We start from the raw sequence: 22,985 nt of genomic DNA on the forward strand, positions 1-22,985 counted from the left end.
GTAGAGCACCTGACTTTTAATCAGGGTGTCGAAGGTTCGAGCCCTTCATGGCTCATACGAAAGTCACTAGTTTATACTGGTGGCTTTTTTTGTTATATATAATGTTGTGGCCCTCTATTTAAAACCTATAAGAATAAGAAAACAGACTTATGTATGCGGTCATACTTCTTAAAACAGCTTATATATTAGTTCGATTTTACCGAGAGATACATAAAGAATTTGGTAGAGGCAGACTTCCTGTATTATACTATTTTTGTTGGGTTGGTATGAGTGTGCGAAAACGAAGGCAATAGAGTAGACAATAAAGTCGTAAAGTGGTGGTCATCGTGGCGAATTATGAAGAACTGTTGCAAAAACTACAGAATATTCTTAACGTACCATTTCAAATAATTGAGCTTCCCATTAATAAACATACAATTATAAAAGATAATGAGTCCAGTCACTCTTTTGAAGAAGGGGATTCATTATACTTTTATCTAGAAGCAAGTAAAGAAGAAGGAAAGCAGAAGTTATTATCTGCACCAGCCCAGCTTGTCGAAGCATCTGAAAGAGCACTTATTGAATGGATTATATCATCACTACATCATAACGCAGATTCTACTGAAATTGTGAAAAATAAAGAAGTAAACTCATTAGAACAGCTAGGAACCTGGATTCAGGAGAGTGTAGATAAGGAGGATAAGCCCTTGCCTTATCCTGAAGATCTTAGTGTGTATGAAAAACAGTTTACCAAGGGAATGATTCCTTTTTACCTAACGTATGAGGGAGCCCATGAATCTGGAATCTCACTTAAAGCTTTAAATAAACTACTCCAATCCTATTTTGATGGAAAAGTGCTCTTAGTTCCCTTAGAAGAAGATAAATGGTCTATATTAGCTGAATTAGGTTTAGTGTTAGATAATACGGATGAAGATATGGACCAAGTGGCTCTGCAGCAAAAGATGCAGTTTTCCATTGAAGAAGAGCTTGCTGCCTTTACCGATGGTCTTCATGAGGTGATTGCAAATGAGTGGGTTGGGGTCTTTCATCTATCCGTAGCCAAACCTCTATTCAATATAGCTTACTTACCTCCTACGATCTCTTTTCTGAGAGAAATAACGGAACTGGGTAAAAAGTTTAAAGTTGGCGAGCATGTATACTTTCCATGGCAATTTCATTTAGAACGTTTGATCTATAGTATACCTGAGGAAGAGAGAGCGAATTATCTAAAAGGAATGAGTAACTCTTTGATTCTTTTCGAGGATGAGACGATTTCTACTTTAGAGACCTTCTTTCAGATGGATTGTAACGTAAGTGAAACGGCAAAACGTCTTTATATTCACCGTAATACTCTAATTTATCGCTTAGATAAGATAAAACAAGAGACAGGACTTGATGTACGGACCTTTAAAGATGCAGTATTGGTCAAGTTGACTCTCTTCATGTACAAAGTGACGAAAACCTCTTAATTTTTTTGTGTGAATTGTGCATAGTCACCAGCAGGCTTTCCAGGTTATCATAAGAGCAGGAAATGAATTCGATTACATTATGCTATAATTTGTATGTATTCGCTTTCAATATTAAATTGAAATGATGCTGAGGAGGCAATAATCATGGCTGGTGTACGCTTAGAACATATTTACAAACAATATCCGGGTGCAGATAAAGCGACAGTTGTTGATATTAACTTAGATATTAAAGACAAAGAATTTCTCGTTCTGGTAGGTCCGTCTGGTTGTGGGAAATCTACAACACTTCGGATGATCGCTGGCCTTGAGGAAATCTCCGATGGCAAACTATATATTGGGGATCGCGTTGTAAATGACGTAGCTCCTAAAGATCGTGATATTGCGATGGTATTCCAATCTTACGCTCTTTATCCACATATGAACGTTTATCAAAATATGGCGTTTGGTTTGAAACTTCGTAAAGTGAAAAAAGAAGAAATCGATAAGAGTGTTCGTGAAGCAGCTAGAATTCTTGATATCGAGCATTTGCTGGATCGTAAACCAAAAGCTCTTTCCGGTGGTCAACGTCAGCGTGTAGCTTTGGGACGTGCAATCGTTCGTAACCCACAAGTTTTCTTGATGGATGAGCCGCTCTCTAACTTGGATGCGAAACTTCGTGGACAAATGCGTGCTGAAATCACTAAACTTGCTAAACGTCTTGAAACGACTGTTATCTACGTAACGCATGACCAAATCGAAGCGATGACGATGGGTGACCGTATCGTAGTAATGAAAGACGGCTTTATTCAACAAGCAGCTTCACCGGAAGAACTGTACAATCATCCTACAAACTTGTTCGTAGCTGGTTTTATTGGATCACCTACAATGAACTTTATAACTGGTAAGTTGACGCAGCAAGGTGAAACCCTTCGCTTCGCAGCAGCCGGTCTAGATGTAGAAATTCCACAAGGTAAAGCACAAATTCTTAAAGGCAAGGGTTATGCTGGTAAAGAAGTAATTCTGGGTGTTCGTCCAGAAGATATTCATGAAGAGCCAGTATTCTTGGAAGCTTCTCCACACACTGCTTTCACAGCTAAAGTAGATGTTAGTGAGAACCTTGGTCATGAATTGCTCTTGTACCTGAGTGGTGTAGGTAATGATGTAACGATCGCTCGTGTTGATGGACGTTCAAATACTCGTGATGGTAACACAGTTAAAATGGCAATTGATATGAACAAAGTTCATATCTTTGATAAAGAAACAGAAGCAAACGTACTTGTTCAAGATTAATACGAGTATATTAAAGGGGGTTGTCAGGCTTATCTAAAGCCGGGCAGCCCCTTGTTTTTAATTAAATAATATTAGGATAAGAACATTATGGAACATTAAATTAATGAATAACTTTGATTGTTGAGGGTTGCGATAGTTAAGGAAAACTAATGTTCTACTTCATAGGTACAACATGAAGGTACACCTTGCCGAACATTGCAATCGACTTCATTTTCCGATACGATGAGTACAATGAGAATCAGGTTAATATAGATAGAGAACTGTACATAATAGTGGCAACACTTTCTCTTTAAATCCGCGTTATATTTGCCGTACCGAAAGGAAGATAGAATATGGCTAAAAAAGTAAAAGTATCGCAACTTGTTAATGAATTTCAAATGGAAGTTGTCTCAGGTGAAAATGGCCTAAAAAGACCAATCACGGTAGATGATCTGAACAGACCAGGCCTTGAGATGGCAGGATATTTTGAGTATTATCCATCAGAACGGGTACAGTTGCTAGGAAGAACTGAACTTGCTTTTGTTAAGATGTTGCCCGAGAAAGAACGTCGGGAACGTATGGAAGGATTGTGTCACGAAGAAACGCCTTGTATTGTAGTCACTCGTGGACTCGATGTTCCTCAAGAACTGATTGATATCAGTAATGAGAAAGATCTACCTGTACTGCGCAGTACGATGGCGACAACAATTCTATCAAGCCGTATTACGGGATTTCTAGAAGGAAAGCTGGCTCCAACCACAACCATTCATGGTGTTCTTTGTGACGTATATGGTATCGGTCTACTCATTACGGGAAGCAGTGGAATTGGTAAAAGTGAGGCTGCTTTGGAGCTTGTTAAACGCGGCCATCGTCTTGTTGCCGATGATGCGGTTGAGATCAGCCAAACATCAGACAATCAATTACACGGAACAGCACCAGAACTCATTCGTCATCTGCTTGAAATTCGGGGCGTCGGGATTATTAATGTGATGACCCTGTTTGGAGTAGGTGCCATCCGCAATCATAAAAGAATTACACTCGTTGTCCGCTTAGAAGCTTGGCAACAAGATAAGCAATATGACCGTCTGGGTCTTGATGAAGAGACAACTCGAATTATTGATACCGATGTTCCACTCGTCACCATTCCAGTACGTCCAGGCCGTAACCTTGGGGTTATTATTGAAGTGGCAGCAATGAATTTCCGTCTGAAGCGGATGGGTGTGAACGCGGCTCTGCAATTTACAAATAAGCTGACAGCTACTATTGCTGAAGATAACGATGATATGGACTAAAAATGAGATTAAATAAACTGTAGAATATAAACGGATATGAACGGATTTTAAACTTGCGATAGAGGATGTAACAAACCAGCATATGTTATATTATCAACGAAACAGGGAGTGGGTAGATGGGTACCTTATTACTTGATCCGATTGCATTTTCTATCGGTTCGCTCAGTGTCCATTGGTATGGACTAATTTTGGGGACAGCAGCCATTGTCGGTCTGCTGCTCGCAATACAGGAGGGGAAACGTTTTGGAATCCCCTCTGATTTTTTCATGGATTTATTGCTGCTCGGTGTTCCTTCTGCTATTATCGGAGCACGAATTTACTATGTAGCATTTACGTGGGATGACTATAAGAATAACTTATGGGATGTCTTTAAAATTTGGAATGGCGGTATTGCCATTTATGGAGCACTAATTGGTGCTATAATCTGTGCCTTTTTCTATTTCCGGCATAAAGGTTATAATTTCTGGCGTATCGTGGATATCTGTGCGCCTTCTCTTATTATTGGACAGGCGATTGGTCGCTGGGGCAACTTCGTTAATCAGGAAGCATACGGCGGACCTGTAGAAGAGTCTTTCCTTAGAAATACGCTGCATCTACCTGACTTTATTGTAAACCAGATGAATGTGCAGGGTACTTTTCATCACCCCACTTTTTTATATGAATCTCTCTGGAATATCGCAGGACTGATTTTACTTCTCGTTTTACGTCGTCAAAAATTCATGCGTGCAGGGGAGTTATTCCTGTCCTATTTCATATGGTATTCGATCGGTCGTTTCTTTATCGAAGCACTGCGTACAGACAGTCTTGGATTCCAAGGTCCAGAGTGGCTTGCTTCTCTCGTAAATGCTTTATGGTCTCCTATGACCGCAATGGGCTTTGAACTGGGTTATTTAGACCCTGCTTATGGGAATCTTCGTATATCACAGATTTTATCAATCGTAATTATTATAGTCGCTATTATCCTTATTGTAGTAAGGCGCGTAACAGGCGCTTCAAAAGAACGTTATATGGACCCGATTGTATCCAGTAAGACTCCTACAGATGGAGGTAGTAACAACGTTTCAGAACTAGAACGAAAAAAAGATCGCCGAGATGAGTCATCTTCTATCGGTTCTGGTACTGATCAGAAAAAGGAGTAATAAAGGAGCAATAGTTAAATGATTAAAACGGTTTTATTTGATTTAGATGGTACGATTATCGACACGAATGAGCTGATTATCAGTTCTTTCATCCATGTTTTAAATGAGCTCGGTCCGGGTGTACTCTCTAGAGAAGAAATTATTCCTCATATGGGAGGCACACTTGAGCAGCAAATGCAGGCATTTACCGGCAAACCTGATGTAGCCGAATATGTTACAGGATACCGTGCCTACAACTCGGTTCATCATGATGATATGGTGAAACCTTTTCCGGGTGTAATGGATGTAGTGAAGAAACTGCACGAGCAAGGGATACGTATGGGTGTAGTTACAACTAAAATAAGACCAAGTACACTTCGAGTACTAGAACAGTTCGATCTTCTGAAATATATGGAGTCCATCGTAACTGTATCGGATGTAACGCATCCAAAGCCGCATCCAGAACCGGTTCTTACTGCGGTGAAGCAGCTTCAGGTAGATCCATCGGAGACGCTAATGGTAGGCGATAGTCCAGTCGACATTCAGTCCGCCAAAGCAGCTGGCGTTAAGGCAGCAGGTGTGGCTTGGTCCCTAAAAGGGGAAGCGAAGCTTAGAGAGTATGACCCTGATTATATTTTGCATGATATGCATGACATTCTTACTCTGACCAAGAAGGAGTAGTAAATACTGTGAGGAAGCTGGAACGTTATCCCGTTGAAGAGCAGAATGCACTATGGCATATCTATCGAACGGTTAGTCCCTTCAAAGGGGTTCGTAACTTCGTCTGGGTGCAGCTAGCAAGATATTGTCCCATCTTACCTTTGAAAAACTGGATTTACAAAAGCCGTCTTCGCATGGAAGTAGGAGATCACACGGCATTTGCACTGATGGTGATGGTCGATGTGTTTTTCCCAGAACGAATCCATGTGGGAACCAATTCTGTAATAGGATATAATACAACGATTTTGGCACATGAGTATCTGATTCATGAATATCGCCTGGGTGATGTATGGATTGGTGATAATGTATTAATCGGTGCGAACACGACGATCCTGCCTGGAGTAACCATTGGGGACGGAGCAGTGGTTGCCGCAGGTTCTGTGGTTCATAAGAATGTGGCTGCAGGCGCTTTTGTCGGGGGTAATCCTCTGCGGGAACTTGGTTCTCAGCGAGAAAGCGGAAGTAGCACACTACACTAAAGAGTTCTCTTTACACCTAAAAGAATAGAAATTATGGAAGACCGCTTATCGAGCGGTCTTTTTTTTGTGATATAACCCTTTTAATCAAATAATGGGTGTACATACAGCAGTTTAGAAGAAGACAAAGAATTGACGGTAAAAGGGAAATCGTGGTAAGATACCGAATAATACTTTAATTTGTTAGATTGGTAGCACTTTAATGCAGTGAAGATAATGAAAAAGATTACGGTAAAAACTATGGATAACAAGTCCGGTGTGAAAGTTAGGAACTATAGATGCAGAGGTGAACAGAAATGACCAAACCAAAAGGTTTTGAAAAGCCAGCCGGTGTACGTGATTACCTTCCTCATGTCGTAGATAAGTTGAGACGGATCGAACATAGAGTGCTGGAATGTATGAGCAGCTGGGGATATCGGCAGATTATTACCCCTTCCATGGAATATTACGATACCGTAGGTGTGGCTAGTTCAACGTCCGATCAAAAACTGTTTAAGTTGTTAAACAACCGGGGAACGACACTCGTGCTCCGTTCCGATATGACAGCACCGATTGCGAGAGTAGTCTCTTCTATGCTTAAGGATGAGAAGTTACCTCTACGGCTTTCGTATCATGCGAATGTATTCCGCGCAATTGAAGAAGAAGCAGGACGTGAAGCAGAATTCTTTCAAACAGGTGTAGAGCTGGTCGGCGATGACTCACCAGAAGCAGACGCAGAGGTTGTAGCTCTAGCCATCAGTTCCCTACAGGCGGCTGGAGTGGCGTCATTTAAAATAGCGATGGGTCATGTGGGATTCTTGAACGGATTACTCGGTGAGATTATTCCAGAAGAAGTAGATTTGCAAGAAGAATTAAAGGCAGTACTACTGAAGCGTGACTATGTAGGTTACCGTGAGAAAATTGAAGATTTGTCCTTATCATCAGAGCAAAAAGAGCGACTTGAGTCTATATTACGTCTTCGGGGCGGAAAAGAAATAGGTGAGCGTGCTGAATCATTGGTCTCAAGTGAAGAAGCACGAAATTCAGTGCAGCATCTGTGCGCGGTGTGGGAAGTACTCGAAGCTTATGGAGTATCAGAACATGTACTGATCGATTTAACGATGCTTGGCGATTTTTCATACTACACAGGAATGACATTTGAGGGTTATGCTTCAGAACTTGGATTCCCGGTATGCAGCGGGGGCAGGTATGACAAGTTGCTGAAACAGTTTGGGAAAGACATTCCCGCGACGGGTTTTGCAATAAAGACAAACCGAATCATTGATGGAGTGCAAGGAATTCGAGCAGAGCAACCCCTTCCTGTACTTATTGAATATACGAAGGAACACCGAGAAGAGGCTTTATCTCAAGCATTGCAACTAAGAACGGAAGGTAGGACTGTCGTAACAAGACTCATGCAAAGAATAGAGGATCGTTATCACCAGGGTGTGGATACAAATGAGCAGGGAAGTAACTGTGCGGTGTCTACCCTTCAAGGGAAATATGAAAAAATATATACGTACAGCAGTCCGTTATAGATCTGCCTAAGTATTAAATAAGAAAGGAGCAAGGCATATGAGTGAAATTTTAAAAGTAGCGATGCCCAAAGGGCGAATCTATAAAAAAGCATCTCAATTGTTCCGCGCAGCAGGCATATACATTCCCGAGGATATTGATGATACAAGAAAGCTCGTTATTCCTATTCCAGAAGCATCTTTAGAGTTCATTATGGCGAAGCCTGTTGATGTTCCTACGTACGTAGAATATGGAGCAGCTGATATCGGGATTGTGGGAAAAGATGTACTTCTGGAAGAAAACCGCGACGTATACGAACTGCTCGATCTTGGTATCGCCAGATGCCGTATGTCTGTGATTGGTTTACCTGATTGGGAGCCAGGCATTAGGCAGAGAGTAGCGACGAAATATCCGAATGTGGCTTCACAATATTTTCGTGAGCAGGGGCAGCAAGTAGAAGTTATTAAACTAAATGGATCAATTGAACTTGCACCGCTAATTGGCTTAGCTGATCGAATTGTAGATATGGTAGAGACAGGGCAGACGTTAAAAGAGAACGGTCTTATTGAACTTGACAGCATGTTTGATATTACAAGTCGTTTGATTGCGAACCGAGTTAGTTATCGTATGAAAAACGATCAAATTCAAGGGATTTGTGATTCGTTGCAACAAGTCATCAATGCAGCAGCAAGGTAATCATAAACGATACTCATTTGCGTGAGGGCAGGAATGCAGGTCCATAGAGGCTAGAGCTAGTAATGAAGATGATGGATAAATAAATAGATTTATTAGAAGCAAATTGTTTTAGATAAAGGCCTAGATAACGGAATGTAATGGGGTTTTTAGCATCTATGAAGGTGCATTTCTGCTCAGTGAAGACATTATTTAAAGATAGGGAGTGGAGTGAGATGAAAATTGTAGCAGCTCAGGATTTTCGTCTGGATCGGAATATGGACTATGGAACAAACGAACAGAATGAATCGGTCCGCCAAATTGTTTCCACTGTTCGTAACGAAGGCGATTCCGCAGTGCTCAGGTATACAGCAGAGCATGATCGAGTAGTTCTTACTCCAGAAAAGCTCAGAGTAACGAAGGAAGAAATGATGGCAGCCTACGATAAGGTAGATCACAATTTTGTATCTCATATTCGCGAAGCTGCTAACAATATCCGTAGATTTCATGAGAAGCAAAAACGGAATTCATGGATGGATTTTGAACCCGATGGAAGCCTGCTTGGCCAAATCATTAGACCGCTTGATCGGGTCGGGGTCTATGTACCTGGAGGGAAAGCAGCTTATCCATCCTCTGTACTCATGAATGTTATTCCAGCGCAAGTTGCGGGTGTGAAAGAGATTGTGATGGTTACACCGCCGGCTACAAGTGGCGGTGAAGGAATTAACCCGTACATTCTCGTTGCTGCTGCGGAAGCAGGCGTAAGCGAGATGTACCGGGTTGGTGGCGCTCAGGCTATAGCTGCGCTGGCTTACGGCACAGAAAGTATTCGCAAGGTCGACAAGATATGTGGACCAGGCAATATTTATGTGGCGCTCGCGAAGCGAGAGGTGTTCGGTGCCGTCGATATCGATAGTATCGCAGGGCCAAGCGAGATTGTCGTGCTGGCTGATGAAACGGCGAGAGCCGAATATGTAGCAGCCGACTTATTGTCTCAAGCCGAACATGATGAGATGGCTTCTGCTATTCTTGTCACAACTTCTAGGCTATTGGCGGAGGAAGTGCAGGCAGAGGTGGAAAAGCAGCTAAGCCAGCTGCCAAGGGAGAAGATTGCTCGTGCTTCAATTGATAGTCACGGAAGTATTATTGTTGTTGGTTCCGTACTCGAAGGAATTGAAGTGGTCAACAAGCTTGCACCGGAACATCTTGAAGTGATGGTTCAAGATCCAATGTCCTATGTATCTTATATCCGCCATGCGGGAGCTATTTTCCTTGGGCCGTACAGCTCGGAGCCTGTCGGGGATTATTTTGCAGGTCCTAACCATATCATCCCTACGAACGGAACTGCGAGGTACGCATCGCCTGTGGATGTTGATGATTTTACTAAGAAATCAAGTTTAATTTACTACAGCAAGGAAGCATTACTATCAAATGGAGAAGCAATTATTGGGCTTGCTCGTCATGAGGGACTAGAAGGGCATGCACGGGCAATTGAAGTTCGGTTAAAGCAAGAAAAACAGGGATGAGAGTATCTAAAAATGAAACTTAATGAGATTTCTAATAGAGTGACCAGCGCGCAGTAAGACAAACAGCAAGGCAAATTAATATAGCAAATCAATATAGAAGAGTGATTGAAGGGTGGAGAACCAGATGGGAAATGATGCACAGCAATTTCTTGGTGATGGGCGCGGGGCGAAAGTCAGCCGGAGAACCAATGAAACGGATATTCAGCTTAGTCTTGGTGTAGATGGAAGCGGTCGTACTGAGATCGAGACAGACGTTCCTTTTCTAAATCATATGCTTGATCTGTTTACGAAACATGGACAATTCGATCTTCAGGTAAAGGCGAAAGGTGACATAGAAATAGATGATCATCACACGGTTGAGGATATCGGAATTTGTCTTGGCCAGACACTTTTAGAAGCTTTGGGCGATAAGAAAGGGATCAAACGTTATGCAAGTGTATTTGTTCCTATGGATGAAGCATTGGCACAGGTCGTCATTGATATCAGCAACCGGCCTCACTTTGAATACCGGGCTGATTATCCATCCCAGCAGGTAGGAAGCTTCTCGACTGAACTTGTCCAAGAGTTCTTATGGAAATTCGCACTGGAAGCGCGTATTACGCTGCACGTGATTGTTCACTACGGACAAAACACACATCATATGATCGAGGCTATTTTTAAAGCGCTCGGCAGAGCAATTGATGAAGCAACACTCGTTGACCCGCGTGTTACGGGAGTTCCATCTACGAAGGGAGTGCTCTAGTCTATGACCATTGCCATTGTCGACTATGGGATGGGAAATCTTCATAGTGTAAGCAAGGCGATCGAACGGCTTGGCTATGAAGCACAAGTAACGAGTAAGAGAGAAGAAATTATGGGAGCATCAGGTGTGGTATTACCGGGGGTAGGAGCTTTTGGGGATGCTATGCAGCACCTCAGGGAAACGGAGCTTGATAAAGTGATGCGAGAGGTCCAGGAGAAAGAAGTTCCGCTCCTTGGCATATGTCTTGGAATGCAGCTGTTATTTAGCAGCAGTGAGGAACATGGCTGTCATGAAGGGCTGAATATTATACCTGGGCGGGTAGTAAGATTTGAAGACCGTTCTTCATATAAAGTGCCGCATATGGGTTGGAATGAGCTTCAGTTTATACAGCAAGAGAATCCACTATTTCAGGATCTGACGGAAGGTCACGTCTATTTTGTACACTCATATCATGTGGAACCTAAGGATACTGCGGACCTGCTTGCGGTAACCGATTATGGCTTTCCTGTTACAGCAATTGCCGGCAGAGGTTCAGTATATGGAATGCAATTTCATCCAGAGAAGAGCGGAGAGCTCGGTATGCAGCTTCTGAAGAACTTTTTGAAACTAGCGGAGTCTAGTAATTAATCTGGAACATTTATAAGGGGGCCTATGCGATGACAGCATTCATGATTTACCCGGCAATTGATATTAGAGGCGGAAAATGTGTACGCCTTGTTCAGGGAGATTACAACCAGGAAACCGTGTATCATGACAGTCCTGTAGAGGCAGCAAAAGCTTGGGAAGATCAAGGCGGGTCGTTCATCCATTTAGTGGATCTCGATGGAGCCAAAGCAGGGTCGCCCGTTAACATCGAAGTCATCGGACAGATTGCCTCAACGGTTCAAGTACCTGTTCAGGTAGGCGGGGGAATTCGCAGAATAGAGGACGTTAAGAAACTGCTCGATCTGGGCGTTGCAAGACTCATTCTAGGCACTGCAGCTATTGAGGATCGGCAGTTTACGGAGCAAGTGCTTGGTACATATGGTGATAAAGTAGCCATTGGTATCGATGCGAGAAATGGTTATGTGGCAACTCGCGGCTGGCTCGAGACATCAGAAGTGAAAGCAGAGATCCTTGCAAAAGAACTTGCCCTTTACGGAGCACAGACTTTTATTTTTACGGATATTTCGAGAGACGGCATGATGCAAGGTCCTAATGTGGAGGCTATCGTTGCACTGGCGGCAGCTAGCGGACAAAAGGTTATTGCTTCCGGTGGAGTAAGCACAATGGAGGATCTTGTAAAACTGCAAAGACACCGGGAAGACGGGGTAAGCGGAGCAATTATCGGTAAAGCATTATACACAGGAGCGATTGACCTAAGACAGGCTGTAGAGACGGTACAAAACAGCAACGTAACTGATCTAAAGTAATGAAAGCCACGGCGAAAAGGAGTCTTTGCTAGAAAGTAATGAAAATAAGCGGAGAAGGGGCTGGATCAAATGCTGGCTAAACGAATTATTCCTTGCCTGGATGTAAAAGACGGCAGAGTGGTCAAAGGTGTGAATTTCGTAAATCTGCGTGACGCGGGTGATCCCGTGGAGCTTGCTGCCTTGTATGATCGTGAGGGTGCAGACGAGATTGTATTCCTTGATATATCAGCATCTGTAGAAGGACGACAGACAATGGTAGAAGTTGTACGTCAGACGGCTGGTGAGATTGCAATCCCTTTTACGGTAGGCGGGGGTATCAAGCATGTTGATGATATGAAGACCATCTTACGTGCGGGTGCCGATAAAATCGGAATCAATACAGCGGCCGTTCTGAATCCATCCTTAATTAAGGATGGTGCGCTCAGGTTTGGATCACAATGCATTGTACTTGCTGTAGATGCCAAATGGAATGATGAATTTGGTGAATGGGAAGTGTACACACACGGCGGCCGTAAGCCTACTGGGATTAGGGCACTTGAGTGGGTGAAGCAGGCAGAGAAGCTGGGAGCAGGGGAACTGCTGCTTACAAGTATGGATGCCGATGGGACAAAGAATGGTTTTGATATTCGTCTTACTTCTGCTGTTAGTGATGCAGTAGGTATTCCCGTGATTGCTTCGGGAGGAGCAGGGAAAGAAGAAGATTTTGAGGAAGTGTTTACAGCTGGAAAGGCGGATGCAGGGCTTGCTGCAACGATTTTTCACTATAAAGAAATTGCGATTCCTCATCTAAAACAACATTTGAAAGCCAAAGGGGTGGAGATTCGATGAGCAATCAATTAAAAGATCAGCTATCACTGGGACAGGTAACCGAATATATCAGATGGAACGATCAAGGGCTCGTCCCTGCCGTAATCCAAGATGCTGATTCAAGAGCCGTTTTGATGCTGGCCTATATGAATCAGGAATCACTAAAAAAATCATTAACTACGGGGGAAACGTGGTTCTGGTCACGTTCAAGAAATGAACTCTGGCATAAGGGAGCTACCTCTGGGAACGTACAATCCATTGTTTCTGTAAAATACGACTGTGATGGAGATACCCTATTGTTTTTGGTTAAACCGAAGGGTCCCGCATGCCATACAGGTGAAACGACTTGTTTCTACCGGGAAATTCATGGTGTTCATACAGAGGAAGCGGAGAGTAAGTCTTCTGAATACACAAGTCATCGCTTTGATGTGCTTGCAGAGCTCGAGTCAGTAATTGCCGAACGTGAAAGAGATCGCCCTGAAGGTGCATATACCACGTACCTATTCGACAAAGGGGTAGACAAGATTTTGAAAAAAATTGGTGAAGAAGCATCAGAGACGATTATCGCAGCAAAGAACAAAGATAATGAGGAGCTGAAGCTTGAGGTTAGTGACTTGATCTATCATTTGTTGGTTTTGTTGCAAGAGCGTAAACTACCTTTGGACCAAGTGTTAAAAGAACTCAGTCTGCGTCACGAGCGTCCGCGCCGCGATTAGAGTAAGGGAGGAATACTCATGTTAATTGATTATCATACCCATCATGCCAGATGCGGACATGCGGTAGGAGACCTGGAGGCTTATGTTAAACAGGCTGTCAAACTTGGATACAATGAGATTGGTTTGTCAGATCATATGCCTCTACTCCACGTTAATCCAGCTGAGTATTATCCAGAGATGGCGATGCCTATGGAAGAGCTGCCAAGATACACCCAGGAATGTCTTTATCTAAGAGACAAGTACAAGAATGACATTGAGGTACGTGTTGGTCTCGAAGGAGACTACATTGAAGGTTATGAAAAAGAGATCGAAGAGATCATTTCAGCCTATCCTTTTGACTATGTAATTGGATCTGTTCACTTTCTGAAAGAATGGGATATTACCGATCACAGACAGGTCCACCAATGGGAAGGAAAAGATGTGCTCGAAGTCTACCAATCGTATTACGACGCTGTTCAAAAAGCCGCAAAAAGCGGACTTTATGATTTTCTTGGACACATTGATGTGATCAAACGATTTACATATATCCCTAAGCAAGAAGAGCAGGAAGCTTGGTATGCACTAGAACGCGAAACCCTAGAGGTGATTGCTGACTGCGGGATTCCAATTGAGCTGAATGCCTCGGGCTTATCGAAGCCGTGTGCGGAAATGTTCCCTAGTGAGCGCATGTTGAAGCAGGCCTATCAGCTGAGAATACCGGTAACGGTTGGTTCGGATGCTCATGATCCGTTGAAAGTAGGAGAAAATGTAGATAAAGCCAGGAACATTTTAAGAGAGATTGGGTATACCGAACTTGCTACCTTTAAAGAGAGAAAGCGCTTTATGGTCTCTTTGTAATCTCTAACAAGCGTAGTATAATAAAGGAAAAACATCCTGTTTTTCTATATAACGCACCTATGATTCATTGTGAGCCGTGTACTTTCGGGAATGCTAATGTTAAAAATAAGTTCTTCAGGAGGCATGTATGCAGCACTCTCTCCGTATTTTTTCGGGATCATCCAATCCTCAACTGGTAGAAAATATATGCCAGAAGTTAGGGGTAGAGCAGGGTAAAATCAAAATATCCCGCTTCAAGAGCGGGGAGATTTACGTGCACTATGAGGAAACGATTCGGAATTGTGATGTTTTTCTTGTGCAATCTCTATCAAGACCGATCAATGAGTTACTAGTTGAACTGCTTGTCATGATTGATGCAGCTAAACGTGCATCTGCCCGAACAGTCAATATTATTCTGCCTTATTACGGTTATGCAAGACAGGAGAGAAAGTCTGCTCCTAGGGAGCCGATTTCTGCAAAGTTGCTGGCTGATGTACTCACCACAGCAGGGGCAAACCGGATTGTAACCATTGATCTTCATGCAGCAGCAATTCAGGGGTTTTTTAATATTCCGGTTGATCATCTTACTGCGCTGGACTTAATTAGTGATTATCTTAAAAGCAAAAACATCGATAAACCTGTCATTGTATCGCCTGATGCGGGAAGAGCATCGATGGCAGAGAAACTGGCAAGCAGGCTCGATTCCCCATTTGCTATCATGATTAAGAAGCGTCCAGCTCATAATGAGTCTGTCATTACTCATGTGATCGGGGATGTCGATGGCAGAACTCCTATTATTATTGAAGATTTAATTGATACAGGAACGACGATTGTTAACGTAGTTGAAGGGCTTAAAGAGAGAAATGCATATCCAGCGATTGTTTGCGCAACACATGGACTTTTTTCAGGATCAGCATTAGAAAAACTCTCTCACCCTCATATTGAGGAAGTGATTGTCACGGATTCTATTGAACTTCCGCCGTCGGGTCCACCTTGTTTTACCGTCTTATCGGTTGCTCCTATGCTGGCAAGGGCAATCCGTATCATTTTGGATGGCGGTTCTATTGCCACATTATTCAAGGATGCAGGTATTTAAGGACGACGAATAGACGATTCAGCAAGGTTCTTCAGTGAAGAACCTTGTTTGCGTTTGGCCCGGCAGGGTTAGCAGGCTTAACGTAAAGGATAATAAGTAGGTAGGAAACACCTAGTACCACGAGAGTTTCTCATAAAATGTGTACATCTCTTTTATAGATTGGTGAAGTAAATTTTTCATCCGTTGTATAGTTCTGCAACACGAGAAGAGTCCTTCAGATTATGTTATACTGGAGAGTATGAAATCGTATGATATAAGGAGGTGCCTTGGCACGTATGAAGGGCAAACCGCAGCGGACTGATCGCTCTCTTGTCAATGTTGTACCGATTCAACTGGACGCTTCTTTTTTCTTTGAAAGAGCTGTCCGCTCGCTGGATCGCAATCATTATGACAAGGCATTAAAATATTTTAGTAAAGCAGCTGAATATGAACCGGGAAATCCGGTCAATCATTGTAATGTGGCAGGTATCCTGTCTGAGATGGGAGATTATGCCCGCTCAAATGAAATTTTGAACCATGTGCTCACTGAAGTCGATCCCTCCATGATGGAGTGTTATTTCTATATGGCGAATAACTACGCGAACATGGAACAATTTGAAGCCGCAGAAGAAGCAATTGTTACTTATTTGGAAGAGGATGAACAAGGACAGTTTCTGGATGAGGCGGAAGAGATGCTAGATCTTCTGTTCTTTGAACTGGGCCGGAAGGCTCCTGTGAGACGAATTAAAGCTAGAGAAGGGATTGCAGAGCATGATTATGCCCGCAGCCTGCTGGAGGCAGGAAAGTTTGCTCAGGCAGCAGAAATGCTGGAGAGTATTACAAACGATCAGCCTGATTTCACAGCTGCACGCAATAATCTCGCCTTAGCCTATTACTATATGGGAAGATTCGCAAAAGCGAAGGATACCATTTTTGAATTGTTAGCAATGGAGCCGGGGAATCTGCACGGTCTATGTAATCTTGCTATTTTCTATCAGAATGAAGGTAATAAAGAACAGGTAGAAGCACTTATCAAGCAACTGCAGACTCTAGTTCCTTTCGAGCAAGAGCATGTCTTTAAATTAGGAACGACGATGGGTATTCTGGGAGAACATGAAGCAGCGTATGCTCACTTCCGCAGACTACTTAAGAATAAAGAAACTGCAAGCGACCCTTCGCTTGTTCATTATGCTGCGGTGGCAGCATGTAATACGAAGAGATATAAAGAAGCCGAGCGGCTATGGGGAATGGTGCAGGCACTCGATCCTGAATCAGAGGTCCCTAAGTTTTATATTTCCAGGCTGTCAGCACGGAAGGAAGATCAAGATTTTGGAACGGTAAGTTACCATTATCATTTGCCGTTTGAGGAACAATTCCGACTGTGGGAAAAATACGGTGCGAGTATTCCGGAGGATATCAAGAATGATCCACTCATTCGTTCTTCCTTCTTCTGGGCGCTGCATCATGGTGATGATACGAGTAAAGCCCAAGTCATCAGTGCACTGCGTCATATTGGTGACTATGAAGTATATCAGGCACTTACTGATTTCCTAGAACAACCAGGTGAGACTACGGAGCTCAAAGAACTCGCTCTTTCCGTACTGCGTGAGATTGGGGAACCGGAGATGCTTTTGAAGGAGAAGAGTCAGAATTGTACTTTGCGTTCTGCCGATTCTAGTTCAGCAGGTGAAGAGTTATCCATACTGGATAAGCAAGATACAGAAAATGCAGGATCATCCCAATACGAGCAGCTCAATGATAAACAACAAGCGGTCTTAAACAAAGTGTTGGAGAAGATGAATCAGCAACCTGATATTTTGCGTAAGGGAGTTCAGTATTTATGGGCAGACTATTTGAAGCAAGTTGCTCCAGAATTGCCATCGATCTCACTCATTGAAGGATGGTCCGCTGCACTCGAATATCTCACTGTCAAATCAGCAGGCAAGGAAGTTACCTATAAGGAAGTGGCTGGCCATTATGGTATTTCAGCTTCCACGGTGAGCAGGTACGCTAAGCAAATTGATCTAGTGTGTAATTCTACACATTTGTTAAAGCCCGTATTTGGGTCTTTATCGGAGAAGCTATAATAGTAGTAAACTTTATTTTGTAAAAGGGAGGTAACGATGTATGACTCACTATAAATCCGTTATTATCGGCACAGGTCCGGCGGGACTTACTTCTGCTATTTATCTGGCACGAGCTAACATGAATCCGCTCGTTATTGAAGGCATGGAGCCAGGAGGTCAGCTTACAACAACAACAGAAGTTGAGAATTTCCCTGGATTCCCTGAAGGAATTCTTGGTCCAGAGCTCATGGACAATATGCGTAAACAAGCAGAGCGCTTTGGAGCTCAGTTCAAAAATGGCTGGGTAGACAGCATTGATCTTGCTGAGCGTCCTTTCCGCATTAAAGTAGAAGGTCAAGAGGAAATCACCGCAGATTCCGTTATTATTTCTACAGGAGCTTCTGCAAAATATTTAGGAATTCCAGGCGAAAAAGAAAATGTAGGGCGCGGTGTGAGCACATGCGCAACCTGTGACGGTTTCTTTTTCCGCAACAAAAAGATTGTTGTTGTTGGCGGGGGCGACTCTGCTATGGAAGAGGCAAACTTCTTGACCAGGTTTGCTTCAAGCGTAACTATCGTACATCGCCGCGATCAATTGCGGGCCTCCAAAATTATGCAGGACCGTGCGAATGATAACGAAAAAATAAAGTGGGCTTTAAATCGTTCCCCTCTCGAAGTCGTTGCTGACGATCAGGGAGTAAAAGGCCTCAAAGTTCATAATAATGAAACAGGGCAGGATGAGCTGGTGGAAGCAGACGGCGTATTTATTGCGATCGGGCATACACCGAATACAGCCTTTTTGCAAAATCAAATCACGCTGGATGCAGGTGGATATATTGCTTGTAATCCAGGAACTACGGAGACAAATATCCCTGGTGTTTTTGCTTGTGGTGATGTGCAGGATACGAAATATCGCCAAGCCATAACAGCAGCAGGATCGGGTTGTATGGCTGCTATGGATTGTGAGAAGTACCTTGAGGGCAGCATGGCTCATGACTGGAGCGAAACATTGAACAACGAACAATAATATGAAAAGCTGGCCGGGCATAAAAGGGTGTCCGGACGGCTTTTTTACTTACATTGATTGGATAAGACTTGTGGGAAATGGAAGGGTATTCGTCTTGACCGGTCCCCTTCCTTCAATTATAGTGATAACGTATGAATAAATACTACAGATGATAAAGGTGGCTTGCTAGCAATGTCTGAAAATGTCTACGTTGGAGTGGATTTAGGCGGTACGGCAATCAAAGTTGGGATCTGCAATGAGCAAGGAGTACTTCTGCATACATATGAAGGTCCGACAGAAGTGAGTAAGGGCGTTGATACTGTCATTTCAAACATCGAGAAATATGTCCGTCATATTGTGGAAGAATCACCATACAGTTGGGAGCAACTTGCAGGTGTCGGAGCAGGTGTAGCCGGATTCACTAATGTGCGAGAGGGAGTAATCGTACTCGCGCCTAACGTAGGTTTTAAAGATGTACCGATCCGTTCGATACTCGAAGATAGGCTGGGAAAGCTCGTTAAGATAGATAATGATGCGAATGTTGCGGCTCTTGGAGAAGCGTGGGCTGGTTCAGGTAACGGAGTTGAAAACTGTGTCTGCTATACGCTAGGTACCGGTGTCGGCGGCGGAATTATTATTGATGGTAAGATTTATCAAGGTTTCTCAGGAATGGCTGGCGAGATTGGACACACAAATGTAGTACCGGATCTAGAAGCGATTCAATGCGGATGCGGGAAAATGGGCTGTCTGGAAACGGTTTCCTCAGCTACAGGAATTATACGTATGGCGAATGATGCAGTAGAACGTGGAGATCATACTTCACTTCAATCCGTAGACACCATTATGGCGAAAGATGTATTTGATGCAGCGAAAGCAGGAGATGAGGTAGCACTACGAATTGTTCATCGTGCCGCCTTTTATCTTGGAAAATCACTGGCTTCGGTTGCTGCCGTATTAAATCCTGAGATGTTTATCATTGGCGGAGGGGTTTCTAAAGCTGGTGATATTCTGTTTGATGAAGTGCGCAGCGTGTTTGCAAGTCTTGCGCCCGAGCCTCTTCAAAAAGGGGTGACTATTGTACCGGCAACCCTGGGAAATGATGCTGGTATTGTAGGTGCTGCTGGATTATTGATTCGTTCCTAAGATCGTACGCAACTTAAAATAATAATAGTAAGTCAATAGATAGACGAACTGAAATTGATAGGGGGAAAAACATGTTTGAAGGTGAAAAATCACCAGCAGGTGGAGCAACCCTTATTATCATTACAGGGATGTCAGGTGCAGGAAAGACCATTGCGGTTCAGAGTCTGGAAGATCTAGGGTTTTTCTGTGTTGATAATTTGCCTCCCGTTCTTATTCCTAAGTTTGCAGAACTTATTGTTCAATCGAATGGTAAAATTGGTAAGGTGGCACTTGTCATAGATTTACGGGGACGAGAGTTTTTCACTGCCCTGTCTGAATCTTTGAATTATATTAAGGATCAATTTACGATTCACTGTGAAATTATGTTTCTTGATGCTCAAGACAGTGTTCTTGTGCAGCGATATAAAGAAAGCCGGCGGAGACATCCGCTTGCACCAGAGGGTATGCCGCTTGATGGTATAAGACTGGAACGCAAAATGTTAGAAGAACTTAAAAATTCTGCTACACAGGTGCTCGATACCAGCAGCATGAAGCCTGCGCAGCTGAAAGAAAAAATTATTTCAAGGTTCTCTCATTTAGAGAGTCATATGTTGTCCGTAAATGTTACTTCCTTTGGTTTCAAATACGGTATTCCTATTGATGCTGATTTGGTGTTTGATGTTCGTTTTTTGCCGAATCCACATTACATCGAACATCTGCGTCCGAATACAGGACAGAATAGTGATGTATACGAATATGTAATGAAGTGGCCGGAAACACAAGCGTTTTTAACAAAACTGCTTGATATGCTTCATTTCCTTATTCCTCAGTACCGGAAAGAAGGTAAAAGCCAGGTTATTATCGGTATTGGATGTACAGGTGGTAAGCACCGGTCCGTTGCAATTGCTGAGTATTTAGGCAAAATGCTTGGGGCAAGTGAGACTGAATCTGTTGTAGTGAGCCATAGAGATGCAGATCGTGATCGCGGAAATTACTAAATAAAGTAGAATCTATAATATTTCGACAAGAATTACATGGTTTTATCGATTTAGGGATGACACCTGCATAGGATACAACATACAATGTATGGATCGCTCATACCGCAATCGTTAGTCATCATTTTCAGGAGAGTAACGGATTGCTGACCTTGAGCAACCTCTTATAGAAGGTGAAGTGATAGAAGTGGCTGTAGAGCAAATGAAACGTCCGCATCTTGTCGTTATGGGTGGCGGAACAGGGCTATCTGTCATGTTGCGGGGGTTAAAAAATAAGCCGCTTGATATCACGGCAATAGTTACGGTTGCTGACGATGGAGGAAGCTCAGGCATGTTGCGGGATGAACTGCAGATGCCTCCTCCAGGCGACATCCGTAATGTGCTCACAGCGCTTGCTGATGTAGAGCCGTTGATGTCAGAATTGCTTAATTATCGTTTTAGTGGAAATGGTGGATTATCTGGTCATAGTCTTGGAAACTTGATTCTGGCTGGAATGACAGATATAACAGGTGACTTTGTAACAGCGGTGAGAGAGATTAGCCGTGTTTTTGCTGTACGCGGGCAAGTATTGCCAGCTGCGGCGGAAGCTGTTGTGCTCCGCGCCGAGATGGAGGATGGTACGATCGTTACCGGCGAGTCCCAGATCCCAGCCTATGGCGGACGGATTAAAAGAGTTTATCTTGAACCGGACCACGTGGAGCCGTTGCCAGAGGCTATTCAGGCAATTGAACAGGCAGACGCCATTATTATTGGTCCCGGCAGCTTGTATACCAGCATTTTACCCAATCTTCTTGTTCCTAAATTGGCAGAAGCTGTTGTGTCCTCTAAGGCTGCCAAGATCTTTATTGGTAATGTGATGACACAGCCTGGTGAGACCGATGGTTATTCTGTTGGAGATCATTTGAAAGCCATTGATGCCCATATAGGACATCGAATATTTGATTACGTCATTGTTAACAATGGCGATATTCCTGAACCTGTTCAGGAAATGTATGCAGAAAAGGGTGCAAAGCCAGTACAGCTTGATCTTGAAGAGATCTTGAAGTACTCGAATGAATGCATCGCAGATCGACTTGTCATGTACCGGACTTACTTACGGCATGATGCGAATAAACTAAGTCATCATATTTACACGCTAGTGCAAAACTGGATGATTCGAAAGAGGTGAGATCCTTTGTCGTTTGCGGCACAGACCAAAAAAGAATTAACTCTGATCGAAAGCGAGCCTTGTTGTGAGAAAGCGGAGCTATCTGCACTCATTCGTATGCTTGGCTCGGTCCAGCTATCCAACAAGAAGGTTATTTTAGACGTTTCTACGGAGAATGCCGCGATTGCTAGGCGAATCTATTCTTTGCTCAAAAAGCACTTTCAGGTGCATACTGAGTTATTGGTTCGTAAAAAGATGCGGCTTAAAAAGAATAATGTATACATCGTAAGAGTTCCGGTTCGAGTGCAGGAGATTTTAAATGAATTGGAGATCGTATCAGAAGGGTTTATATTTACACCAGGAATCAATCCAAATGCCATTCATAAAAACTGCTGCAAACGGGCTTATTTGCGCGGTGCGTTTATGGCAGGGGGTTCTGTTAATAACCCGGAAGGGTCTTCATACCACTTAGAAATCGCCTCAATGTATGAAGAGCATTGTCAGGCTCTCGTCGATCTTGCGAATGAATTTAATCTGAATGCACGCTGTATTGAGCGGAAGAAAGGGTTTATTTTCTATATTAAAGAGGGCGAAAAAATCATTGAGATGCTTAGCATTATTGGTGCACATCAGGCTTTGTTTAAATTCGAAGATGTCCGTATTATGCGCGATATGCGGAATTCGGTGAATCGAATCGTTAACTGTGAGACAGCGAATTTGAACAAAACAATCGGTGCAGCTGTGCGTCAAATTGAAAACATAAAACTCCTTGATAAGGAAGTAGGGCTCGAAACCCTTCCTGATAAACTGCGTGAAGTAGCAGAAGTAAGACTTGCGAATCCAGATATTAATTTGAAGGAAGTCGGGGAATTACTAAAAGGAACCGTCAGCAAATCAGGCGTGAACCATAGACTGCGTAAAATTGATGAGATGGCAGAGAAAATTAGAGTGGAAAAAGGACAACTTATATAGTGTGAGATTTATCATAAAGAAGTCTTTTTTTCTTCTAGTTTCATTCATGCTATAATGGTATAATGTTAATTAATTATGTAGTAATGATGAGAGATTTTTATAGAGGGGGTAAGTT

The 22,985-nt window shown here is 43.1% G+C and carries 22 protein-coding genes; all 22 read left to right on the top strand.

The genetic code is table 11. The features are described 5' to 3' along the window. The first annotated feature begins 326 nt into the window (after window positions 1-326). Window positions 327-1,448 (top strand): PucR family transcriptional regulator, encoded by a 1,122-nt coding sequence (locus GQY27_RS18330; RefSeq protein ID WP_160036702.1) that lies wholly within the window; start codon window positions 327-329, stop codon window positions 1,446-1,448. 144 nt (window positions 1,449-1,592) lie between these two features. Further along, entirely contained in the window at window positions 1,593-2,717 is a 1,125-nt protein-coding gene (locus GQY27_RS18335) for an ABC transporter ATP-binding protein (RefSeq protein WP_160036703.1), read from the top strand. 332 nt (window positions 2,718-3,049) lie between these two features. Next, a complete protein-coding gene (gene hprK, locus GQY27_RS18340; RefSeq protein ID WP_160036704.1) occupies window positions 3,050-3,988 on the top strand; it encodes an HPr(Ser) kinase/phosphatase in 939 nt (312 codons plus the stop codon). A 116-nt stretch (window positions 3,989-4,104) separates the two neighbouring features. Then, complete coding sequence (gene lgt, locus GQY27_RS18345) at window positions 4,105-5,127, top strand: prolipoprotein diacylglyceryl transferase (RefSeq protein WP_160036705.1); 1,023 nt, start codon at window positions 4,105-4,107, stop codon at window positions 5,125-5,127. A gap of 18 nt (window positions 5,128-5,145) precedes the next feature. Continuing rightward, complete coding sequence (gene ppaX / locus GQY27_RS18350; protein ID WP_160036706.1) at window positions 5,146-5,787, top strand: pyrophosphatase PpaX; 642 nt, start codon at window positions 5,146-5,148, stop codon at window positions 5,785-5,787. Between the two features lie 8 nt (window positions 5,788-5,795). After that, window positions 5,796-6,305 carry an acyltransferase gene (locus GQY27_RS18355; RefSeq protein ID WP_160036707.1) on the top strand — a complete coding sequence of 170 codons (510 nt, stop codon included), beginning with the start codon at window positions 5,796-5,798 and terminating at the stop codon, window positions 6,303-6,305. 293 nt (window positions 6,306-6,598) lie between these two features. After that, window positions 6,599-7,819 carry an ATP phosphoribosyltransferase regulatory subunit gene (locus GQY27_RS18360; protein WP_160036708.1) on the top strand — a complete coding sequence of 407 codons (1,221 nt, stop codon included), beginning with the start codon at window positions 6,599-6,601 and terminating at the stop codon, window positions 7,817-7,819. 37 nt (window positions 7,820-7,856) lie between these two features. After that, a complete protein-coding gene (gene hisG, locus GQY27_RS18365) occupies window positions 7,857-8,492 on the top strand; it encodes an ATP phosphoribosyltransferase (RefSeq protein ID WP_160036709.1) in 636 nt (211 codons plus the stop codon). Between the two features lie 212 nt (window positions 8,493-8,704). Continuing rightward, window positions 8,705-9,994 carry a histidinol dehydrogenase gene (gene hisD / locus GQY27_RS18370; RefSeq protein WP_160036710.1) on the top strand — a complete coding sequence of 430 codons (1,290 nt, stop codon included), beginning with the start codon at window positions 8,705-8,707 and terminating at the stop codon, window positions 9,992-9,994. Window positions 9,995-10,118: 124 nt separating this feature from the next. After that, window positions 10,119-10,736 carry an imidazoleglycerol-phosphate dehydratase HisB gene (gene hisB, locus GQY27_RS18375; protein ID WP_160036711.1) on the top strand — a complete coding sequence of 206 codons (618 nt, stop codon included), beginning with the start codon at window positions 10,119-10,121 and terminating at the stop codon, window positions 10,734-10,736. 3 nt (window positions 10,737-10,739) lie between these two features. Then, on the top strand, window positions 10,740-11,363 hold the full coding sequence (gene hisH / locus GQY27_RS18380) for an imidazole glycerol phosphate synthase subunit HisH (RefSeq protein WP_160036712.1): 624 nt from the start codon (window positions 10,740-10,742) through the stop codon (window positions 11,361-11,363). Window positions 11,364-11,392: 29 nt separating this feature from the next. Then, window positions 11,393-12,148: a 1-(5-phosphoribosyl)-5-[(5-phosphoribosylamino)methylideneamino]imidazole-4-carboxamide isomerase gene (hisA, locus tag GQY27_RS18385; RefSeq protein ID WP_160036713.1), complete on the top strand. Its 756-nt coding sequence runs from the start codon at window positions 11,393-11,395 to the stop codon at window positions 12,146-12,148. 69 nt (window positions 12,149-12,217) lie between these two features. Next, window positions 12,218-12,976: an imidazole glycerol phosphate synthase subunit HisF gene (hisF, locus tag GQY27_RS18390; RefSeq protein WP_160036714.1), complete on the top strand. Its 759-nt coding sequence runs from the start codon at window positions 12,218-12,220 to the stop codon at window positions 12,974-12,976. Then, a complete protein-coding gene (hisIE, locus tag GQY27_RS18395) occupies window positions 12,973-13,671 on the top strand; it encodes a bifunctional phosphoribosyl-AMP cyclohydrolase/phosphoribosyl-ATP diphosphatase HisIE (protein ID WP_160036715.1) in 699 nt (232 codons plus the stop codon). Before hisF ends, hisIE begins: the two co-directional genes overlap by 4 nt. 18 nt (window positions 13,672-13,689) lie before the next feature. Continuing rightward, window positions 13,690-14,508, top strand: a complete 819-nt coding sequence (gene hisJ, locus GQY27_RS18400) for a histidinol-phosphatase HisJ (protein WP_160036716.1) — start codon at window positions 13,690-13,692, stop codon at window positions 14,506-14,508. A 127-nt stretch (window positions 14,509-14,635) separates the two neighbouring features. Continuing rightward, window positions 14,636-15,583: a ribose-phosphate diphosphokinase gene (locus tag GQY27_RS18405; RefSeq protein ID WP_160036717.1), complete on the top strand. Its 948-nt coding sequence runs from the start codon at window positions 14,636-14,638 to the stop codon at window positions 15,581-15,583. Window positions 15,584-15,858: 275 nt separating this feature from the next. Then, window positions 15,859-17,649, top strand: a complete 1,791-nt coding sequence (locus GQY27_RS18410) for a tetratricopeptide repeat protein (RefSeq protein WP_160036739.1) — start codon at window positions 15,859-15,861, stop codon at window positions 17,647-17,649. A 40-nt stretch (window positions 17,650-17,689) separates the two neighbouring features. After that, a complete protein-coding gene (gene trxB / locus GQY27_RS18415; RefSeq protein ID WP_160036718.1) occupies window positions 17,690-18,655 on the top strand; it encodes a thioredoxin-disulfide reductase in 966 nt (321 codons plus the stop codon). Window positions 18,656-18,826: 171 nt separating this feature from the next. Further along, the gene (locus tag GQY27_RS18420; protein ID WP_160036719.1) at window positions 18,827-19,777 is read left to right on the top strand and encodes an ROK family glucokinase; all 951 of its coding nucleotides are present in this window, start codon (window positions 18,827-18,829) and stop codon (window positions 19,775-19,777) included. A 71-nt stretch (window positions 19,778-19,848) separates the two neighbouring features. Next, window positions 19,849-20,754 carry an RNase adapter RapZ gene (rapZ, locus tag GQY27_RS18425; protein WP_160036720.1) on the top strand — a complete coding sequence of 302 codons (906 nt, stop codon included), beginning with the start codon at window positions 19,849-19,851 and terminating at the stop codon, window positions 20,752-20,754. A 199-nt stretch (window positions 20,755-20,953) separates the two neighbouring features. After that, the gene (gene mgfK, locus GQY27_RS18430; protein ID WP_160036740.1) at window positions 20,954-21,919 is read left to right on the top strand and encodes a gluconeogenesis morphogenetic factor MgfK; all 966 of its coding nucleotides are present in this window, start codon (window positions 20,954-20,956) and stop codon (window positions 21,917-21,919) included. A gap of 6 nt (window positions 21,920-21,925) precedes the next feature. After that, window positions 21,926-22,870 carry a DNA-binding protein WhiA gene (gene whiA, locus GQY27_RS18435; protein WP_160036721.1) on the top strand — a complete coding sequence of 315 codons (945 nt, stop codon included), beginning with the start codon at window positions 21,926-21,928 and terminating at the stop codon, window positions 22,868-22,870. Window positions 22,871-22,985 lie beyond the last annotated feature (115 nt).

Source organism: Paenibacillus sp. An7, from assembly GCF_009870785.1.
Classification (GTDB): domain Bacteria; phylum Bacillota; class Bacilli; order Paenibacillales; family Paenibacillaceae; genus Paenibacillus.